Raw genomic sequence first — 19,318 nt, 5'->3', positions numbered from 1 at the left:
TCGTCCCGGGAAAGCGCCCCCCAGCCCATGTTCGCGGCCCGCCTTTCGGAGGCCGCGCTTGCCACGTTCGCCCTGCAGGCCTTAAGCGCGGCCGGGGCGGACGAGGCAACGGCCGAAGCCGCCACCCGCGCCATGATGCACGGGTCTCGCCTGGGGGTGGACAGCCACGGCATTCGCCTCTTGGCCCATTATGTGGCGGTTCTGGAGGGTGGCCGGGTGTCGGGGCGGCCCAACCTCGCATTTGTGCGGGACAGCGGCGCGGTGGCGGCCCTGGATGCGGGTGCCGCCCACGGGGCCCGCGCCGCCTATGCCGCCATGGACCACGCCATCGGCAAGGCGGACCGGTTCGGCATCGGGGCGGTGGCCATCCGCAACTCCTCCCACTTCGGTGCGGCCGGGGCCTATGCCCTCGCCGCAGCGGAGCGGGGCTATGTGGGCCTCGCCTTCTGCAATTCCGACGCCCTCATGCGGCTTCATGACGGCGCCGAGCGCTTCCACGGCACCAATCCCATCGCGGCAGCCGCGCCGGTGCCCGGAGCTCGGCCCTGGCTCCTGGACATGGCCACCAGTTCCATCCCGTTCAACCGTGTCCTGCTCTATCGCAGCCTCGATCTGCCTCTGCCGGCCGACGTGGCCTCCGACGAGGAGGGCCAGAACACGACGGATCCCCATCTGGTGGAGATGCTGGCGCCGCTCGGCGGCGTCTTCGGGTTCAAGGGCGCGGGCCTTGCCGGACTGGTGGAGCTGTTCAGTTCGCTTCTGTCCGGCGCCCGGCTGAGCTTCGACCTTCCGCCCATGGTGAGCCCGGAGATGGCCACGCCGCGCAACGTGGGCGCCTTCGTGCTCGCCCTGAAGCCCGACGCCTTCCTGGACGCCGACGCCTATGCGGCGGGCATAACTCGATACCTCTCGACCCTGCGCTCCAGCCGCGCCAGTGACGGCGGCGAGGTGCTCGCGCCGGGGGATCGCGAGTGGCGGGAGGCGGATCGACGCAGCGACCTCGGTATTCCCATCGACCCCCAGACCGCGGCGGCCTTCAAGGCCATTTCAGCCCGCTATGGCATTGCCCTGCCTAAATAAGTCCTGGGTGGCATCGCAACGAGATGACTGGCGCTCACTGGCCCTCTCTCGCTTCACAGGCGGGCGGCACCAGTGGTGCGCCCTCCCTCTCAAGATATTAATTCGATAAATTCGATAGACAAATAGTTTTTGGCGCGCCATGTTTCTCCTGTTGCCGCCGAACACGCCACGCGCCGTTGCGGGACAATGCCAAGCCTGAAGGGCGAGCCAGCCCTGAAGGCAGAGGGTGTGTCCCCGGCGCCGACGGGCCGCCAAGAGTAGCCCGGGCGGGGCGGCGTGAAGACCGCGGAGACTTTGTGATGACCGACCAGCCTCGCCAGCTCACCCTCAATCTCTTCCTCTATCCGGGCGGGCATCATGAGGCCGGCTGGCGGTACAAGGAGTCCGACCCACAACGGGCTTTCGACATCACCTATTACCAGGACCTCGCCCAGCGGGCCGAAGCGGCCAAGTTCGATGCTGTCTTCTTCGCCGATGGTCCGGCCTTGTCCGATGACCTGCGCTATGGCTCGCGCTTTCGCTTCGAGCCCATCACCTGGCTGACGGCCATCGCGGCGGTGACCAAGCGCATCGGCCTCATCGGGACCGCGTCCACCACCTATTACGAGCCCTATAATCTGGCGCGCCTGTTCGGCACCCTCGACCATATCAGCAATGGCCGCGCGGGCTGGAACATCGTCACCACCACCGCCCCGGCCGCTGCGGCCAATTTCGGCCTGGACGGCCATCCCAGCCACGCCGAGCGCTATGCGCGGGCCACAGAATTCCTGGATGTGGTCTCGGCCCTCTGGGACAGCTGGGAGGACGATGCCCTTGTCATCGACAAGGCATCCGGGGTGTTTGCCGATACCACGAAGATCCACGCCATCGATCACAAGGGCCCGCATTTCGCGGTGCGCGGCCCGCTCAACATTCCCCGCTCGCCGCAGGGGCGGCCGGTCTATGTGCAGGCCGGCTCCTCCACCGACGGACGGGCGTTTGCAGCCCGTTATGCCGAAGCCATCTTCACGGCGCACCAGACGGTCGAGAGCGCCCGGGCCTTTTATTCCGACGTGAAGACCCGCGCCTTGGCCCATGGGCGGGGGCCTCAGGCCATCCGCATCCTGCCCGGCATCAGCCCCTTCATCGGCTCGACCGAAGAGGAGGCGCAGCGGCTTTCGGACGAGTTCGACGCCTTGATCCAGCCTGCCTACTCGCTGGCCCAGCTGAAGGCCATGACCGGGCTGGATCTGCGTGGGCATGATCTCGACGCGCCGTTTCCGCGCCATTTGATCGATCCCGACAGTTCCGTCGCGAGCCGGTTCAAGGTGGTGGTGGACATCATCGAGCGCGAGAGCCCCACCTTGCGGCAGCTCATCCGGCGGCTCGCCGGCGCGCGCGGCCATTGGGTGAAGGTGGGGACGCCGGAACAGGTGGCCGATGCCATTCAGCTCTGGTTCGAGACCGGCGCGGCCGACGGCTTCAACGTGATGCCGCCCTGGTACACCGGCGGCTTCGATGTCTTCGCCGCCGAAGTCGTGCCGATCCTGCGCAAGCGTGGGCTGTTCCGAGAGGATTATGAAGGAACGACCCTGCGCGCGCATTATGGCCTGGAACGCCCGGCCGGCATCCGATCCGAGGGAGCGGAGGGCCGTCTCGGCCACGTCGCCTGAGGGGTATTGGGGACACATCCAAGCTGGGCGATATAATTTGCATTGCAATGCAAATTAATTTCTGGTTTGGATGCCCCATGACATCCTCCCTCGGCTCACCTGCTGCCTCACCCCGCGCGCGCTTCGGCGTGCGCTTCTCCCTTCTCGCCCGCCGCTGGCGGCGGGCGCTGGATGCCCATCTGGCTGAAGCGGGCTTGTCCGACGCCACCTGGGTCCCGCTCGTCCATCTGCAGGAATCCGGCGGCGGCATCACCCAGAAGGAATTGGCCGCTCTGGTGGGGATTGACGGGTCGAGCCTGGTGCGCCTGCTGGACATCCTTTGTCGTCAAGGCCTTGTCGAGCGGCGGGTGGATGCCTCTGACGGCCGGGCACGCCTCGTTTATCTCACCGAGGCCGGGACGGTGCGGGTGGCGGAGATCCGTCGGGAACTGATCCGGGCGGAAGCGCTCATGCTTGAAGACCTGTCGGACACCGACATTTCGGGCATGCTCGACCATTTCGCGCGCATCGAACAGCGTCTCCAGGCGCTCCAGGCACAGCCGGCGGAAAAGGTGGCATCGTGAGCTGCTCCGAGCATGTGCCCTCCTCCCCCGCCGCCGAAGCACCTCACGCCACACGGCGCGTGGATGCCGCCCGACATCTGCTGAAGCCGCATCAGGTTCGCGAAAGCCTCGCCCTGGCGCCGCAGCCCTGGCTGCGCAACGGCGCTCTGGCCGGTGTCCAGGCCTCCCTGGCGGCCGCGATCGCTCTTCCCCTCACGCTCGTCTCGCCCTGGCCGCATCTGGTGGGCTTTGCTTCGCTTGGCACGTTGGCGGCCCTGTTCGGCCGCTTCGCCCCGCCGGCGGGACGCAGCCGCATGATCTTGATGTGCGCGCTTTGGCTGACCTTTGCGGTGGCGGCCATGTCGTCGGCCGCATGCCTCGGCGCTCCGTTCACCCTTCAGCTTGGCCTCCTGGCGCTGGCATGCGGGTTCTTCTTCTTCGTCGCCACCACCGCGCAATATGGCCCGCCGGGGGCGCTCATCTTCGTGTTCGCGGCTGGCGCAGCCATGGGACATGTGGGCTCCTGGCAGGAGGTCCTGGAGCGCGCCGCCGCCACGGGGCTGGCGGGCGGGCTCGCCTGGCTCATCTGCACCGCCACCGAGGGCTTCCGCCAACACGCAACGCCCGAGGCCCCGTTTCCCGTGGAGCCGCTTCGGCCAGTCAATCACCGCCTGGTGGCCGCCGCGCGCATCGCCCTTGGCTCTGGCATTGCAGCGGTGACGGCCTATGCCCTCGGTGCCGCCCATCCGTCCTGGGCGGCTCTTGGCGCCGTGGCCGTGATGCAGGGCACCCACCTGCACATCAGCATGAACCGCGCCTTGCAACGCATGCTGGGGACGGTGGTCGGCGCGGGCCTGGTCTGGCTCATTCTGGCGGCAGAGCCGTCGGTCTGGACCGTAATCGCGCTGTTGGTGCTGTTGCAGATCAGCACTGAAATCATCATCGGCGCCAATTATGCCCTCGGCCAGATCCTGGTTACGCCCATGGCCCTGCTGATGAGCTACCTGGCCGCACCGGGGGCGGCGGGCAGCGCCATGGCGCCGGAACGGGTGCTGGACACGCTGGTGGGCGCCAGCATCGGCATCATCCTGGCCGTGGTCTGTTCCACCTTGGACGACAGGCTCCACCTCGCCCACCACCACGCCGCGCGCGCCGGGCGCCCCCGCCAGGCATCCTCCTGAACGAGGGCGCGAGGGAACGGTCCTCCAGCGTGCCGGGGTCCCGTTTCCGGCCCAGGTCAGGACTTTCAATCAGGCGTTGAACATGTGATATGCCCCGCCTGGTGAGGTAAATTCGTGCGTAGTCGCCTTCTCCGCCGGGGCGGACCAAGGCTCCGCACCATACCGAACTCATCCTGCAGAATGCCCGCAATCCCGTTCGGTGCATCAAGTTCGAGGGGGGCGGGCATGATGGCGCCCAGCATCTTAAAAGCCACGGTCTCCTTCAGCCCGTCTTGAAAGCGGTGATCGAAGGTTGCGGGCGCTCCGAGCACATCGGCGAACTGCTCCGCTCTCGAGACGTTGCGTTTCGTGACGTGTCTACATCCGGGTTGTTGAGGCGGCCGGCGCTCCCCTCAAGACTCCTTCCGATCCCCGCCAACTGACCCAGCCCCCGACCCGATGTGGGGGGCGGAATTCCGTGCATTGACAGTCAGTACTGATTGGTATCATAAATTCCCAGCGAGTATCTTCGGCCGTCGGAAAGGGCATCAAAGTCCTGCGTCGGCCGTCGGAAAGGGCATCAAAGTCCTGCGTCGGCCGTTCAGCAGAGGCACCTTCAAGGGCGGACGGAGGGGACGCGGTCGCGTGAGCGGGCCGCGGTTGCTGCGACGCGCCATGCATTTAGCGGGACGACACAAATACAAAAAACAGAAATGCCGGGAGGACACAGGATGACGATCAATCAATTGGATAAACACGCCACTCTTGCCTACGAGAGCGGCGATGACGAAGCGCTTTACAAGAAAATCACATGGCGGTTCGTGCCGTTGCTGTTCCTATGCTATGCAGTGGCTTACCTTGATCGGGTGAATATCGGATTCGCCAAGCTGCAGATGCTGGCGGACCTCGGTTTTTCCGATGCGGTCTACGCCTTCGGCGCGAGCATCTTTTTCGTGGGCTATGTGGCCTTCGAGATCCCCAGCAACATCGTCCTGCACAAGATCGGAGCCCGGGTCTGGATCTCCCGGATCATGGTCACCTGGGGCATCGTTTCCGCTGCCATCGCCTTCGTCGACCCCATCGCCGCATGGACCGGGCTCGGCAAGGAGATGACCTTCTACATCCTGCGCTTTCTGCTTGGGGTAAGCGAGGCGGGCTTCTTTGCCGGCATCGTGCTCTACATCAGCTATTGGTTCCCGGCAGAGCGTCAGGCCAAGGTGATGGCCGGCTTCATCGTTGCCATTCCCATCAGCCTCATCGTGGGCGGTCCCATCTCGGGGGCCCTCATGGACAACTTCCACAATGTGAATGGCCTTGCCGGCTGGCAGTGGATGCTGGTGCTGGAAGGTCTGCCGGCGGTGATCCTGGGCACGGTCGTCTTCACCTACCTGGACAGTTCCGTGGCTGACGCCAAGTGGCTGAACGCTGCCGAGAAGACCACGATCCTCTCCAATCTTCAGATCGATGACCGCCACAAGCGGCACAATTTCTCGGCGGTGATCGGAGACTTCAGGGTCTGGGTGATGGCCGGCATCATGATCTGCTACAGCACCGGCATCTATGGACTGTCCTTTTGGCTGCCGACCATCATCAAGAATGCCGGCGTGAAGAGCGCGTTCGACATCGGCCTGCTGTCCGCCATCCCGTGGCTGGTGTCCGCCGTGGCGATGATCGCCAATGCCGTCCATTCCCGGAAGGTGAATGAGCGGCGCTGGCATGCGGCCATCCCCTCCTTCATTGCGGGCCTGAGCTTCATCCTTGCCGCGCTCACCGCGAACCATCTCCCGGTGGCGCTCTTCTTCCTGTCGGTGTCGGCGGCCGGCGTCATGGCCCATGCGCCGGTGTTCTGGACCTTCCCGGCCTCTGTCCTCTCCGGGACCGCGGCGGCGGCCGGCATCGCGCTGATTACGTCCATCGGCTCCACCTCCGGCTTTGTCGGTTCCTATGCCGCCAGCCTCGCCAAGGACCTCACTGGGGACATCAACAACGGCACCTATGTGCTGGCGGCCCTGATGTTGCTGGGGGGCGTCCTGGTGCTGGTGATCCCCAAGCAGACCCTGTCTTCCAGACTCGAGAAGTGACGCCATGCCCATGACCTATGTGAACGTGACCGTGGCGGGCGCCGTCACGACCTTGGCGATGAACCGGCCGGACGTGATGAACGCCATGGACGCCCAGTTGCTGGAAGACCTGCTGGCGGCGACCGAGGCCGCCGTGGGGGATCCTGACTGCCGCGTCATTGTTGTGACCGGTGTCGGACGGGCTTTCTGCTCCGGCGGCGACATTTCCACGGGGCTTGAGACGGTGAATGGAGCGGGCACGCTGGACCAGCAGACGGCGCGCCTGCGGCGCTTCATGCGTGTCAGCGAACTCCTCTATACGACCGATAAGATCACCGTCGCTGCCATCAACGGTGCCTGCGCCGGCGCCGGGCTTTCGGTGGCCTGTGCCTGCGATTTCCGGCTGGCAGCGGAGAACGCCAAGTTCGCCACCGCCTTCCAGAATGTGGGGGTGTCCGGCGATTTCGGCATTTCCTGGCTGCTGCCACGTCTCGTCGGCCCGGCCCATGCGCGCCAGCTCATGCTCGATCCGAAGACGCTCAACGCCGAACAGGCGCGGGTCATCGGGCTGGTGGGGGAGGTTCACCCGGCAGGCGAGCTTCCCGGCGCGGTGGACGCGCTCGTGGGGCGCCTCCTGTCCCGCACGACGCTGTCCTTGCGTTATGGCAAGCTCAATCTGGCGGAGACGTTCGATCTCAGCTTCGCCGAACACTTGGATCGGGAGGCCCACCGCCATGCGGAATGCTGCCGAAGCGAGGAGGCCAAGCGTGCCGCGAGCGCCTTCTTCGAGCGCCGGGCCCCGAAAGCCGCCATCGCCTGAGACAGACCGCTCCAAGAGGACCCGTGTAACATGACCGATGACAGCAATCCGATCGCTGGGCAGGCCCAGCGATCACTCAAGGATGAGATCGAAGACCTCAAGCGCGCCCGGGTGCTCGAAGCGGCGACCACGCTCTTCCTGTCGCACGGCTATGTGGGCACCTCGCTGGACGCCATCGCGCAACTGGCGGGTGTCCATAAGCCCGTCATCTACAATCATTTCGGCAACAAGGCCGACCTTCTGGCCACCGTCGCCCGGCGCGGCCTGTGCGGCGCCTTCGAGTGTGCCAGCGCCCTCAAGGCCCGCAGCGGGACGCCCACGCAACGCATGCAGGTGTTCCTGCGCGACTTCGCACGGTCCGTGATTCAGAACCGCGCGTCGCTGGCCATCTATTTCCGCGAAGAGATGCAGTTGCCGGAAGAGTCCGTGGAAGCCCAGTCTCTCCTGCGGGCCGAATTCGATGCCATCGTCACCGAGGTGATCCAGGAGGGTGTCCGGACCGGCGAATTCTCGGTGAAGGACACCAGCCTTGCCACACTGGGCATCGGCGGCCTCATGACCTGGATGTTCCTTTGGTACAAGCCGAAGGGCCGCCTGTCCGAGGACGAGGTGGTCGAGTGCATGGCCGATCTGGGCCTTCAAATGATCCAGGGAAAGGCCGCCGATGCCGCCCGGTGATTTCGAGACCTTGCAGCTTGACCGCGCCGGCCCCGTCGCCCGCCTGCACCTGAACCGGCCCGAGCGCTATAACGCGCTTAACCGCCAGATGCTGCGGGACCTGGACGCCGCCTGCGCCATTCTGGAGCGGGCCCAGGAGGTGCGGGCGGTCATCATCTCCGGCAACGGCAAGTCTTTTGCCGCGGGAGCGGACATCACCGAGCTGCAACGGATGACCGTCGATGAAATCGACCGGCAATGGGCCAGCGGCTGCGCCGTCTATGAGCGCATTCAGGCGCTCCCCCAGGCGGTAATCGCCGCCATCCATGGCTATGCCCTCGGGGGCGGCTTGCTGATCGCCCTGTCGGCGGATGTGTTGATCGCCGCGCGCGATGCGAAGCTGGGCTTCCCGGAGATCAAGCTGGGCTTTTTTCCCGGAAATGCCGGCACCGTCCTGATCGAGCATCTGGCTGGCCCCGTGGTGGCGCGCGCCATGTGCATCACCGGAGATCTTATGGATGCGGAGCGCTGCCACGCCCTCGGCCTTATCCATGCGTTCCACGCGCCCGAAGCTCTTGAGGATGAGGCCCTCGCCCTCGCGGAACGCCTCGCCGCGTTCCGCCCGGCGGCCGTCACCCTCACCAAGCAGGTGCTGAGCGGGTGCCTGCGCGGGAATTATGACGCGTCCAAGAGGCGCGAGCGGGACCTCTACCGGATGCTGTTCGAGAGCCCCGACGGGAAGGCGGGCATCGATGCCTTTGTCGCCCGGCGCGCGGCCAAAACCCAATAGATCGGACTTGCCATGAATATGGTCATCGACTGGATCGCGCATCACGCGATGTGCCAGCCGGAGAAGCTCGCGGCGGTCGACTGCTTCTCGCAGCGCCGCTTCACCTATGCCGACGTCCATGGGCGCGTGGACCGGGCGGCGGCGCTCCTGCGCGCGCACGGCGCGCGGGCGCGGGATCGGGTGGCCACCCTCTGCTACAATTCCACCGATCTCTTTGAGCTTCAGTTTGCCTGTCAGCGCATCGGCGCCGTCTATGTGCCCTTGAACTGGCGCCTCACCCCGGTCGAGCTGCAGCGGCTCCTGGCCGATTGTTCTCCGTCCGTGATCCTGGCGCATGTGGAGTTCGCTAAAAACCTCACCGGGCTGGACACTGGCGGCGCCCCGCTTCTCACCCTGAACGATGGCGGCCCGAGCTGCTATGAGGCGTGGCGGCACGAGGGGCCGCCCGCCGAGCGGGCGATACTCGACAGCTGCGAGACCTGGGCGCTCGTCTATACGTCTGGCTCCTCCGGCGTGCCAAAGGGCGCGTGCATCACCTATGGCATGGCGCTGCACAATTGCATCCATGCGGGCGTGCATTTCGACTTCGACAGCCGTTCCAATACCCTCACCTTCCTGCCCATGTTTCACATCAGCGGGCTCAATGCCTACGGCAACGTGGCGTTCCATTGGGGTGGCACGGTCTATGTGATGCGCACGTTCGATGCGCAGCAGACGGTGTCGCTCCTGGCCGATCCCGAGCTTGGCATCTCCCATGTCCTGGGCGTGCCCACCAATTATCTCATGATGTCCGAGCAGCCGGGCTTCGAGCATCTGGAACTGCCCCATGTGAAAGTCTGCGCGGTGGGCGGCGCCCCGACCTCGCCGTCGCTGCTGGAGACCTATGGACGGCGCGGCATCACGCTTCAGAATGTCTGGGGCATGACGGAGACCACCACCGCCGCGACCGCCCTCTCCAAGGCTGCCAGCCTCTCGCGGTTGGGCTCCTGCGGGCGGGCGCTGCTTCACGTGGACCTGCGCCTGGCAAATGGCGGCCAGGCCGTCACCGAGGCGGGCGTGCAGGGCGAGATCGAGGTGCGTGGTCCGACCATCACCCCCGGCTATTGGGGCGCCGCGCCCCGTGCTCCAGGCCAATGGTTCGGCACCGGCGACATCGCCTATCGCGACTCCGATGGCTATCTGTACTTGGTGGGGCGCGCCAAGGACTTCTACATTTCCGGCGGGGAGAATGTCTATTGCGCCGAGGTGGAACAGGCGCTGTGCAGCCACGGCGCCATCGCTCAGGCCGCGGTGGTCGCAATGCCCCACGCCAAATGGGGCGAGGTGGGCCGGGCCTATGTGGTCCTGAAGAAGGGCCAGGCCCTCACCCCCGGCGAGGTGATCGAGCACTGCCGCGCGAGGCTTGCCAAATACAAGCTGCCGCAAGAGGTCCGCGTGCTCCCCGAAATGCCGCTCCTCGCGAGCGGCAAGATCGACAAGGTTCGGCTGAGGACGCAGTCCGCCTGAGGAGAGACCCTCGGAGGGGTCTCTCAAGGATGGCCGGACGATCCAGAAGCGCCCGACGATGCCGGGAGCGCGAGGCTTCTAGCCCCCGGCGCTGCCACGGGCGCGGCAGGTGAGACGCCGGACCTGTTACGCGGCGATGCCGACCGTTGCCGCCTCCAGATCCTGCATGCCCTGGACGAAGTCGGCCGGCAGCAGGACACGCTCGAAATTGCGCGTGTGGGGGGCCCGGTGACTCAACTGGGCTACGAGCTCAAGGTCCGCCGAGCAGGCAGAGGTCAGCCCGAAGTCCCGCAGGCTGATGGGCAGGCCGACCGTGCGGTAGAAGGCGAACTGTTCCGCCATGAAGGCGGACGACCGCCGCTCCAGCATGAACTGTACCAAAAGGGCATAGGCCACCTGGTAGCCGTGCAAGGCGGACGCGGTCGACGGGATGGCGGAGAGGCCGCGCGTCATGGCATGGGCGATGGAGAGCCCAGAGCCCTCAAAACCGAGGCCGGCGAGCAGGAAGCAGGCCTCGATCACCCGTTCAAAGGCCGCATCGGGACGGCCGGCGCGCACGGCTGCCAGGGCATCCACGGCATCCGCCCGCAAGACCTCGTGGCAGTGGCGGGCGAGGCTGAGGGACGCCAGGGTCGCCCGGCCACCGAACATGTTGGGGCCATCAACGCCCACCACCTGCTCCGCCTCGAACCGCTTGACCAGCGCATCGCCGATGCCGGAGACGAGCAGGGCCGCCGGGGCCTTGATGATGAGGTCCGTGTCCACAACCACCACATCGGGATTCCGCGCCAGCTTTTCCACGGACAACAGCTTGTGGTTCTCGTCGTAGAACACGAAGTTGCGGCTCGTGGGACCATCATTGGAGGCGGCGGTGGGCAGGCTCACGAGGCGGGCCCCCAGGGCGCGGCACACGGCCTTCCCCGCATCCATCCCCTTCCCCCCGCCGGCGGCAATGACCACGTCAGGCGCGAGAGCGGCGCCCTCCTGCACCATGCGATCCACATTGGCATGGGTGACGTCGCCCTCGAAGCCGGTGGCGGCGAAGGCGATGCCTTCTGCCGCCAGTAGCGGGGCGATACGGGGCGCCAGCGTCGCTGACATCTGCCGATCCGAGACCAGCAGCGCCCGTGTACCGACCGTGGCCACAAGCGGACCGAGGGTGCTGAGGGCGCCCGGCCCCTGGACGTAGAAGCTCGGCGCACCGAAGGCTTTGAAATCGCGGATATTCACTCTGCCGCCTCCGCTGTAAGCCCGAGCCAGTGCGCCACCTGATCCCGGACCCGCGCGGCGGTGAGGCCGTAGCGCGTCTGGAGGTAGGGTATCGAGCCGCATTCGATGAAGCGATCGGGAATGCCGATCTTCATGAGCGGCTTCATCACGCCTTCCGCATAGAGAGTATCCAGCACCAGCGATGCCAATCCCCCCACCAGGATATGGTTTTCCGCGGTCACCAGACGATCGACAGAGGCGGCGAACGCGGCCACCGCCTCGCCGTCGAACGGCTTGATGGTGGCGCAATGGAGGACGGAGGCCTTGATGCCCAGGGCCGCCAGGGCCGCCATGGCATCGATGCACCGCTCGGTCATAAAGCCGGTGGAGATGAACCCCACGTCGGTGCCGGTGCCGATGCGCTTGGCCTTGCCCAGCTCGAAGCGGTGCGTTGCCGGATCAAACACCACAGGCACATTGCCGCGCAGCAGGCGGCAATAGACCGTCCCCTCCATGTCCCGGGCCTGCTGGGCGATCTGCTGCATCTCGGTGGCGTCGCAGGGATCGATCACCGTCATGTCCGGCACCGCACGCATGAGCGCGAGGTCCTCAATGGCCTGGTGCGTGCCACCATAGCCGGTGGTCAGGCCGGGATTGCCGGCAAACATCTTCACGTTCGCCCGGCCATGGGCGCAGGCAATGGCGAGGAAGTCGTGGGCGCGCCGGGTCGCGAAAGCCCCATAGGTGGTGCAATAGGCGGAAAGACCCGTGCGAGCGAGGCCGGCGGCCACCATCACCAGCGCCTGCTCGGCCATTCCCACATTGTAGAAGCGGTCCGGGAAGCGGTCCCGGAACGGATAGGTGTCGGTGTACTTGCCGAGATCAGCGGTCAGCATCACCACATCACCATGGGCGTCCTGCGCGGCGATGGAGCCCGTGGCGAAGGGGGCGAGCTGGGAGGCACGGTTCTCCACCGTCTCCAACTCCCCCATGCCCAAAGTGCGGCCCTTAAGCATTTTCAAGCTCCAGTTCGTGCCTGAGCACATCCCATTCATGGCCGTCCACCCGGATGAAATGGGCCTGCTCGCGCGCCTCCAGGCGCGCAATCCCCCGGCCGGGCCGGGTCCGCAGGACGATCACCTTGGGGCGCCCCTTGCGGGCGCGCGCCCAATGCATGGCACCGACCAGTTCCTCCAGCGCATTGCCGTCCACTTCCTGCACGTCCCAGCCGAAGGCACGCCATTTGTCAGCCACCGGTTCGAGCGGCACCACCATCGTGCCGTCCGCCTGGATGCCGTTGCAGTCGTTGAAACAGACGAGGTTATCGAGGCCGAAGGCATTGGCCGCTGTGGCGGCCTCCCAGGTGGACCCTTCCTGCAGCTCGCCGTCGGAGATCTCCACGAAGACGCGGGCGGGATTGTTCTGGATCCGCAGACCGAGCGCCGCGCCGACCGCGATGCCGAGCCCGTGCCCGAGCGAACCGCCGGTCATCTCCACGCCTGGGACCCGCCCTTCGATGGTGCTCATCTCCAGCGGGCTCTCATCGGCGCCGTAGGTGGGCAACATGTCGTGGGAGACCCAGCCGATTTCCGCAAACACGGCCCACAGGGCGATCGAATAATGCCCGGTGGACATGTAGAAGCGGTCCCGATCCGGCGCGTGGGGATGGCGCGGATCGAATCTCATCTCGTGGAAATAGAGGGCGGCGAAAAACTCGGCGAGACCCAGGCCCTGGCCGAGATAGCCCTGCCCTTTTCCGCTCGCCTGAACCAGCATGTTCCGGCGCAGTTGCAGAGCCCTTTCCCGCAGATGAGCGAAGGATGGCGTTTCATTGGGCGTAGACATGGCAGCCCCTGCTTCGGGTGAGGTCACGAAATGGAGTAGCCACCGTCCACGGGCAGCATGGCGCCGGTGATGTAGCGAGCCTCCGGCGAGACGAGGAAGCCGACGGCGGCCGCGATGTCCTCGGGATCTCCCCAATGGCCAAGCGGGATGCGCCGCAGGATGGGTTCTGCGCGGGCCGGGTCGTTCATGGCGGTCGCGGACATGCGCGTGCGGATCCAGCCGGGCGCCACGGCATTGACGCGGATCCCATCCGAGGCCCAGCCCACGGCCAGGGACCGGGTCAGCTGGAGCACGGCGCCCTTGCTGGCCGAATAGGCGGGATTGCGCCCCGAGCCGAAGATCGACCACATGGACGCAAAGTTCACCACGCACCCCCCGCTGGCCTTCAGCTGGGGGTGGAGCGCGCAGGCCATGAGCTGGCTGCCGTTGACATTCACATCCAGCACGCGCCGGAACCCGGCGGGATCATATTCGGCTTTGTCGTGCAGGATGATGCCGGCGGCGTTGACCAGTACATCCACGCCTGCGAGAGAGGCCGCGAAGGCCCGCACGCCCGCCTCGTCGGTGACGTCGAAATCCAGGAAGCTGTAGCCGCTGGCGCTGGCCAGCGTGGCTTCATCCGCCTCCAGGTCCTTGCCGAGGGCATGCACGCGGAAGCCCTGGCGGGCGAGACGCAGCGCACAGGCGAGCCCAAGCCCCGATCCGCCGCCGGTCACCACCGCCACCCCGGTCGGATGGCCGTTTTGAACATTCATGGAAAACGCCTCGCTTACAGTCCGAGATAGGTGGCGCGCAGATGCGCGTCGGCGAGCAGGGCGGGACCGGTGCCGGACAGGGAAATCTGACCGTTTTCCAGCACATAGCCGTAGTCGGCCATCTCCAGCACCTGGAACACGTTCTGCTCGATGATGAGGATGGAGAGGTCCCGCGCCTTGATGCGGGCGATGCTCTCAAAGAGCCGATCCACCATGATCGGGGCCAGGCCGAGCGAGGGCTCGTCCAGCGCCAGCACGCGGGGCAGCGCCATCAGGGCCCGGCCCACCGCCACCATCTGCTGCTGCCCGCCCGACAGGGTGGAGGCAATCTGGTTGCGCCGTTCGGCCAGGATCGGGAAGAGGTCGAAGACCTCCTCGAGCGTCTCGTGACGCCGGGCATAGGCGCGCCGGCCATGGGCGCCCACAAGGAGGTTCTCCATCACGCTCATGCCGGCGAACAATTGCTTGCCTTCCGGGGACTGCACGAAGCCGGCCTCCACCACCCGGTGGGACGGCAGGGCGGTGATGGGCGTGCCACAGATTTCCACGCTGCCGGCGGCGACCGGAACCAGGCCAGAAATGGTGCGCAGGAGGGTGGTCTTGCCCGCGCCATTGGCGCCGATGAGCGCGACCACCGTGCGCGGCGGGAGCTCGATGTCCACGCCCCGCAGCACGCGGATATCGCCATAGCCCGAATGCAGGCCCGCGACCTTAAGCGCCGGGGACGACATAGCGTTCTCCGAAATAGGCCTTCAGCACATCCGGGGAGGTGACCACCTCCTGCGGGCGTCCGTCGGCAATGAGGCTGCCGCGATCCATCACCAGGACGCGGTCGGACAGAGACATGATGACTTTCATCACATGCTCGACGATGAGCACGCTCACCCCCCGCTCGCGCACCCGCCGGACCAGGGCGACCATCTCCACCGCCTCGCTGGGCGTGGCGCCGGCCACCACCTCGTCCATCAGCAGGAGGCGGGGTTCCGTCGACAGCGCCCGCCCCAGTTCCAGCTTGCGGCGGTCGAAGGCCGTGAGGTTGTGGGCCTCCGTTTCCGCCTTGCCCTCGAGCCCGAGGAAAGCGGCGATCTCCTCGGCCTTGGCGCGGATGCGCCGGCGGTCGGACGAGCGGCAGAAGCCGCCGACCATAAGGTTCTCCACCACGTTCAGGTCACCAAAGGGCTTGGAGAGCTGGAAGGTGCGGCCGATGCCCGCCTTGCAGATTTCCCAGGGCTTGAGGCCCGCCACGTTGCGCCCACCGAGCAGCACCTGCCCTTCATCCGGCCGGAAGAAGCCGGCGATCATGTTGAAGGCGGTGGTCTTGCCGGCGCCGTTGGGGCCAAGGAGGCCGAGGATCTCGCCCTCCTCCAGCCGGAAGGACAGGTCCTTGACCGCCTGAAGACCACCGAAGCGCTTTGAGATGCCTTGGACCGAGAGCAGGCTGGTGCTCATGGGCGGGTCCCCCGGCGCAGCAGACGGTCCACCAGGTTGGTGAGCGGAACGATGAGCCCCTTCGGAAAGTACAGAACTGTAATCATCAGCACGATGCCGTAGATGACGAGGTGAAGACCCAGGAAATGGCCGCCCAAGTGGCTGCGGGTCACTTCGCCGAGGGGCATGAGCAGGAGGGCGCCGAGGAGCGGCCCGAATGGGGTTCCCTGCCCGCCGATGATGCTCATGAGCGCCATGTCGATGGACAGTTCCAAGCCCATGTTCCGCTCGGGATTGATGTAGCGGAAGAACTGGGCATAGAAGCTGCCGCCAAGCGCTGTCATGAAGGCGCTGATGGCAAAGGCGGCCAGGGTATAGCGGGTGGGCGAGATGCCCAGCGCCTCGGCCGCATCCCGGTCGCCGCGGATGGCCTTCAGGCAATAGCCGAGCTTTGAGCGCTCCATGATGACGGTCGCGAGGATCGCGACCACAAGCATGGCCAGGATGATGTAGTAATAGGACACCTTGCCCGAGAATTGGAACGCCCAGAAGCTGTCGCCCCCACCGACGGCGGGGACCACAAGGCCCTCTGCCCCCTTGATGCGGAAGCCCAGGAACGTGTCGGTATTCTCGACCCAGATGCGAACAATCTCGGCAAAGGCGATGGTGGTCAGCGCGAAGTAAGGCCCCTTCAGGCGGAAGGTGGGATAGCCGATGAGCACCGAGAGCCCCGCCGCCACCAGGCCGCCGACCAGCATGCCCAGCCAGGGCGACAGCCCGAAGGTGGTGAACAGGAGCACGGAGACATAGCCGCCGACCCCACTGAACATGGCATGGCCCAGAGACAGCTGCCCCACATAGCCGCACAGGAAGTTCCAGGACGTTGCCATATAGGCGAAGAACAGGACCATGATGGCCGAATGGATGAGGAAGCTGTCGCGGGTTGCCAGCGGCAGGAGGGCTGCGGCGGCAAACAGCACGGCGAGGGCAATGCCACTGCGCGGAAGGCCCATGGGGGATCGGGTCCGGGTGAGGGGAAGGGGGGTGACGCTCATGCTCTGCCCATGATGCCCGCCGGGCGTACCAGCAGGACGAGAATGAAGAGGCCAAGGGAGAAGATGGCGGCGGACGTTGCCGTCACGAATTGCGAGGCGACCGCCTCGAAGACGCCGATCAGCAGACCGCCGATGATGGATCCCGGCAGGGACCCCATCCCGCCCAGCACCACGACGATGAAGCTCTTGATGCCGAAGGCGACGCCGATCTGCGGATTGACCGGGATGAAGGGCGAGATCAGTGCGCCAAACAGGCCAAGGATGGCGCAGCCCAGGCCGAAGGTGACCGCATAGACCTGTGCCACGTCGATGCCGGACAGGGCCGCTGCGTCCCGGTTCTGGGCGGTGGCCCGGATGGCCCGTCCCAGATGCGAGTAGCGCAGCCAGGCCGACACTGCCACCGCCACCCCGATGGCGGAGGCGGCCGCGATCAGGCGCGGGGTATCCACCGGGATCGGGCCAAGCATGAGCGAGGGCAGGTAATAGGACAATTGCACCGACCGCACGTCGGGTCCGAACGCCATCAGCGCCAAATTGTCCGCCACCAGGAACACGCCGCACGTCAGCAGCAGGGCCGACAGCGGTTCCACCACAAGCGCCCGCTCCCGCACGATCAGCGGAGAGATGATGAGACGCTGCACGAAATAGCCGAGCATGAATATGCTCGGCACGGTGATGAAAGCGCTCAGGTACGGATCCATCCCGAGCAGCGACCAGCACCAGAAGGACAGGTACAGCGACAGCATCAGGAAGGACCCGTGGGCGAAATTCACCACCCGCAGGACACCGAAGATGAGGCTGAGCCCCAGCGCGATGCCGCCGTAGATGCCGCCCTGAAGCAGGCCGTTGACCACGGCGAAGGAAAGGATGAGGGGATCCATGAACGTGAGACGCTCCGGGTACGGAAAGGGGGCGGCGCAGCGTCTTTCAGTTGCACTGGGGCTGCGCCGCCGGGGCCGAGAGGGTCAGGAATTGGGGCGCTTGGACCATTCCGGCACGGGCCACACCGGCTTGGTGTCGGGGAGACGGTTCTCCTTGGGCCAGACCGTGCGGCGCTTGCCACCCAGGTTTTCCGAGATGACGCCGTGGGCGAAGGTGTTCTGCCCCTGCGCGTCGAACTGGATCCTCTGGTAGCCGGCAGCCAGGGCGGGGCCTGAGGTAATGTCGGTGGCGGCAAGCGCGTCGCGCAGCTTGTCGCGATCGGCACTGCCGGCCCGCTCCAGGGCGTCCTTGATGACGTAGATGGCGGCAAGGCCCTGGGCCGAATAGGCGGTCAGGCCATAGCCCAGCAATTCCTGCGACCGCTTGTCCGCCTCGATGATGGCGGGATCCTTGGTGGCTTCGACAATGTCGATCTGGAAGTCTTCCTGGACGAAGTAATAGTCCACGGCGCGGGCGGGAATGGCCTTGTAGAAGGCCGGATCCTCCGTTCCCCCACCCACCGAATGGACGCCATAGGGAATATCCAGCCGCTGTTCCATCAACTGGCGGGACAGGATCAGGTGATCGGGCGTGTAGAAGGCGACGATGAGCAGGTCTGGACGGCTGGCCCGGACCTTCAGCAACTGGTTGGAGAAGTCCACCTGGTTGGGCGGGGCGGCCTCGTCGAGCACCACGCTATAGCCACGCTCAGCCGCGAACTTCTTCACGTTGGCGGCGTGGGAGCGGCCCCAGTCGGAGCCTTCATAGATGAGGGCGATGGTCTTCGGCTTCTTTCCGGTCTCCTGCGACAGCAGGTCGATGGCGTCGATCTGCTCGCGCGCGTCGTAATTGGCCTTGTTGTTGATGCGGAAGACATATTTGAAATTCCGCTCGGTGATTTCGTCCTTCACCGCGCCCAGCACCACCCAGGGCGTTTTGTAGCGCTCCGCCACCTCTGTGGCCGGGAAGGTCACGGCGGAATTGAAGGCACCGCACAGCGCCGCCACGTTCTCGCGGGTAATCAGGCGCTCCGTCTCGGTCACCCCGATGTCGGCCTTGGACTGGCTGTCCCCGAACAGCACCGCCAGCTTCGCCCCACCCATGGACTTGATGCCGCCGGCGCGATTGATCTGGTCCACCGCGATCTGGGTGCCGACCTTGGTCTGGTTGCCGACCGAGGCCGAGCCGCCGGACAGCGGCAGCACGCAGCCAATGGAGACCGTGGCCGGCGCGGGCGCCTGCGCCAGGGCGGTGCCGGCGCTGAACAGAAGGGCGGCAAGGGCCAGCAGGCCCCGGCGCGAACAGGATGGTGGGCGGGAAAGTCCCTCGCAAGTCATGGCGTTCCTCCCGAACGATGAAATTCCGCAGCGTGTTCTTGAGCGTCTTCTTGGGAGCGGTTCCGGCCGTTGGCGCGGCAGGCATCGCTTGTGTTTCGACCACCATCTCATGTGGTCTGCGGGGAACAAGAGAATGGCTGGGTCACAGACAAGACCACTTGGGCCGGCCGGCGCCGCACGCGGCGCAAATGCACGCTTTCAAGAGACAAGATGTCTTGGCACCAGACCAGAACGGTCCTTGTTCGCAGCGCTGCAGAGGAAGTGAAGTTGGCGACGGAGGTGAACCATGCCCATCGTCAACGTCGTCCTTCTGGAAGGTCGCACCCAGGCCCAGAAGGACAGCATGTACCGCGAGGTGACGGACGCTCTGTGCCGTTCCCTGGACTGCAGGCCGGACCAGGTCCGCATCATCGTGCAGGAGACAGCCAATGGCGATTTCGCCGTCGCCGGAACATCGGTGGCTGCCGTCTTGACCCAACGTGCTCAACAGACCGGCTGAAC

The 19,318-nt window shown here is 65.9% G+C and carries 19 protein-coding genes; 10 read left to right on the top strand and 9 right to left on the bottom strand.

Annotation, left to right across the window (positions count from 1 at the left end; genetic code table 11):
• Positions 1–27: 27 nt before the first annotated feature.
• The 9 genes from ACT54L_RS14755 to ACT54L_RS14715 all read left to right on the top strand — a co-directional run bounded on the left by ACT54L_RS14755 (position 28) and on the right by ACT54L_RS14715 (position 10,267).
• Positions 28–1,080, top strand: a complete 1,053-nt coding sequence (locus ACT54L_RS14755) for an Ldh family oxidoreductase (RefSeq protein ID WP_476086687.1) — start codon at positions 28–30, stop codon at positions 1,078–1,080.
• Positions 1,081–1,379: 299 nt separating this feature from the next.
• A complete protein-coding gene (locus ACT54L_RS14750; RefSeq protein ID WP_476086395.1) occupies positions 1,380–2,732 on the top strand; it encodes an LLM class flavin-dependent oxidoreductase in 1,353 nt (450 codons plus the stop codon).
• Between the two features lie 77 nt (positions 2,733–2,809).
• Positions 2,810–3,295 carry a MarR family winged helix-turn-helix transcriptional regulator gene (locus ACT54L_RS14745; protein ID WP_476086394.1) on the top strand — a complete coding sequence of 162 codons (486 nt, stop codon included), beginning with the start codon at positions 2,810–2,812 and terminating at the stop codon, positions 3,293–3,295.
• The gene (locus ACT54L_RS14740) at positions 3,292–4,455 is read left to right on the top strand and encodes an FUSC family protein (protein WP_476086393.1); all 1,164 of its coding nucleotides are present in this window, start codon (positions 3,292–3,294) and stop codon (positions 4,453–4,455) included. Before ACT54L_RS14745 ends, ACT54L_RS14740 begins: the two co-directional genes overlap by 4 nt.
• Positions 4,456–5,165: 710 nt before the next feature.
• Positions 5,166–6,515 (top strand): MFS transporter, encoded by a 1,350-nt coding sequence (locus ACT54L_RS14735; protein WP_476086392.1) that lies wholly within the window; start codon positions 5,166–5,168, stop codon positions 6,513–6,515.
• A gap of 4 nt (positions 6,516–6,519) precedes the next feature.
• Positions 6,520–7,314, top strand: a complete 795-nt coding sequence (locus tag ACT54L_RS14730; protein WP_476086391.1) for an enoyl-CoA hydratase-related protein — start codon at positions 6,520–6,522, stop codon at positions 7,312–7,314.
• 30 nt (positions 7,315–7,344) lie between these two features.
• Positions 7,345–7,992: a TetR-type transcription factor C-terminal domain-containing protein gene (locus tag ACT54L_RS14725; RefSeq protein WP_476086390.1), complete on the top strand. Its 648-nt coding sequence runs from the start codon at positions 7,345–7,347 to the stop codon at positions 7,990–7,992.
• Positions 7,979–8,761: an enoyl-CoA hydratase/isomerase family protein gene (locus ACT54L_RS14720; protein ID WP_476086389.1), complete on the top strand. Its 783-nt coding sequence runs from the start codon at positions 7,979–7,981 to the stop codon at positions 8,759–8,761. Before ACT54L_RS14725 ends, ACT54L_RS14720 begins: the two co-directional genes overlap by 14 nt.
• A gap of 12 nt (positions 8,762–8,773) precedes the next feature.
• Positions 8,774–10,267, top strand: coding sequence for a class I adenylate-forming enzyme family protein (locus ACT54L_RS14715; protein ID WP_476086388.1), 1,494 nt, complete (start codon positions 8,774–8,776; stop codon positions 10,265–10,267).
• Positions 10,268–10,393: 126 nt separating this feature from the next.
• Here ACT54L_RS14715 and ACT54L_RS14710 read toward each other — a convergent pair whose 3' ends face one another.
• The 9 genes from ACT54L_RS14710 to ACT54L_RS14670 form a co-directional block, all read right to left on the bottom strand.
• Positions 10,394–11,497 carry a glycerol dehydrogenase gene (locus ACT54L_RS14710; protein ID WP_476086387.1) on the bottom strand — a complete coding sequence of 368 codons (1,104 nt, stop codon included), beginning with the start codon at positions 11,495–11,497 and terminating at the stop codon, positions 10,394–10,396.
• The gene (locus ACT54L_RS14705) at positions 11,494–12,492 is read right to left on the bottom strand and encodes a transketolase family protein (protein WP_476086386.1); all 999 of its coding nucleotides are present in this window, start codon (positions 12,490–12,492) and stop codon (positions 11,494–11,496) included. The genes ACT54L_RS14710 and ACT54L_RS14705 overlap by 4 nt, the downstream gene beginning before the upstream one ends.
• On the bottom strand, positions 12,485–13,321 hold the full coding sequence (locus ACT54L_RS14700; protein WP_476086385.1) for a transketolase: 837 nt from the start codon (positions 13,319–13,321) through the stop codon (positions 12,485–12,487). The genes ACT54L_RS14705 and ACT54L_RS14700 overlap by 8 nt, the downstream gene beginning before the upstream one ends.
• Positions 13,322–13,344: 23 nt before the next feature.
• A complete protein-coding gene (locus ACT54L_RS14695; protein WP_476086384.1) occupies positions 13,345–14,076 on the bottom strand; it encodes an SDR family NAD(P)-dependent oxidoreductase in 732 nt (243 codons plus the stop codon).
• A gap of 14 nt (positions 14,077–14,090) precedes the next feature.
• Positions 14,091–14,807: an ABC transporter ATP-binding protein gene (locus ACT54L_RS14690; RefSeq protein ID WP_476086383.1), complete on the bottom strand. Its 717-nt coding sequence runs from the start codon at positions 14,805–14,807 to the stop codon at positions 14,091–14,093.
• Positions 14,788–15,525, bottom strand: a complete 738-nt coding sequence (locus ACT54L_RS14685; RefSeq protein WP_476086382.1) for an ABC transporter ATP-binding protein — start codon at positions 15,523–15,525, stop codon at positions 14,788–14,790. The genes ACT54L_RS14690 and ACT54L_RS14685 overlap by 20 nt, the downstream gene beginning before the upstream one ends.
• Positions 15,522–16,559: a branched-chain amino acid ABC transporter permease gene (locus ACT54L_RS14680; protein WP_476086381.1), complete on the bottom strand. Its 1,038-nt coding sequence runs from the start codon at positions 16,557–16,559 to the stop codon at positions 15,522–15,524. The genes ACT54L_RS14685 and ACT54L_RS14680 overlap by 4 nt, the downstream gene beginning before the upstream one ends.
• Entirely contained in the window at positions 16,556–17,440 is an 885-nt protein-coding gene (locus ACT54L_RS14675) for a branched-chain amino acid ABC transporter permease (RefSeq protein WP_476086380.1), read from the bottom strand. The genes ACT54L_RS14680 and ACT54L_RS14675 overlap by 4 nt, the downstream gene beginning before the upstream one ends.
• Before the next feature lie 84 nt (positions 17,441–17,524).
• Positions 17,525–18,817: an ABC transporter substrate-binding protein gene (locus tag ACT54L_RS14670; protein ID WP_476086379.1), complete on the bottom strand. Its 1,293-nt coding sequence runs from the start codon at positions 18,815–18,817 to the stop codon at positions 17,525–17,527.
• A gap of 286 nt (positions 18,818–19,103) precedes the next feature.
• On the opposite strand from ACT54L_RS14670, the gene ACT54L_RS14665 reads away from it, so the two are divergent.
• Positions 19,104–19,316, top strand: coding sequence for a tautomerase family protein (locus tag ACT54L_RS14665; RefSeq protein ID WP_476086378.1), 213 nt, complete (start codon positions 19,104–19,106; stop codon positions 19,314–19,316).
• Positions 19,317–19,318 lie beyond the last annotated feature (2 nt).

The organism is Aquabacter sp. DMC10 (assembly GCF_056314145.1).
Note: the sequence above shows the minus strand (reverse complement) of the source record. Positions and strands in the feature narration are given on the sequence as shown.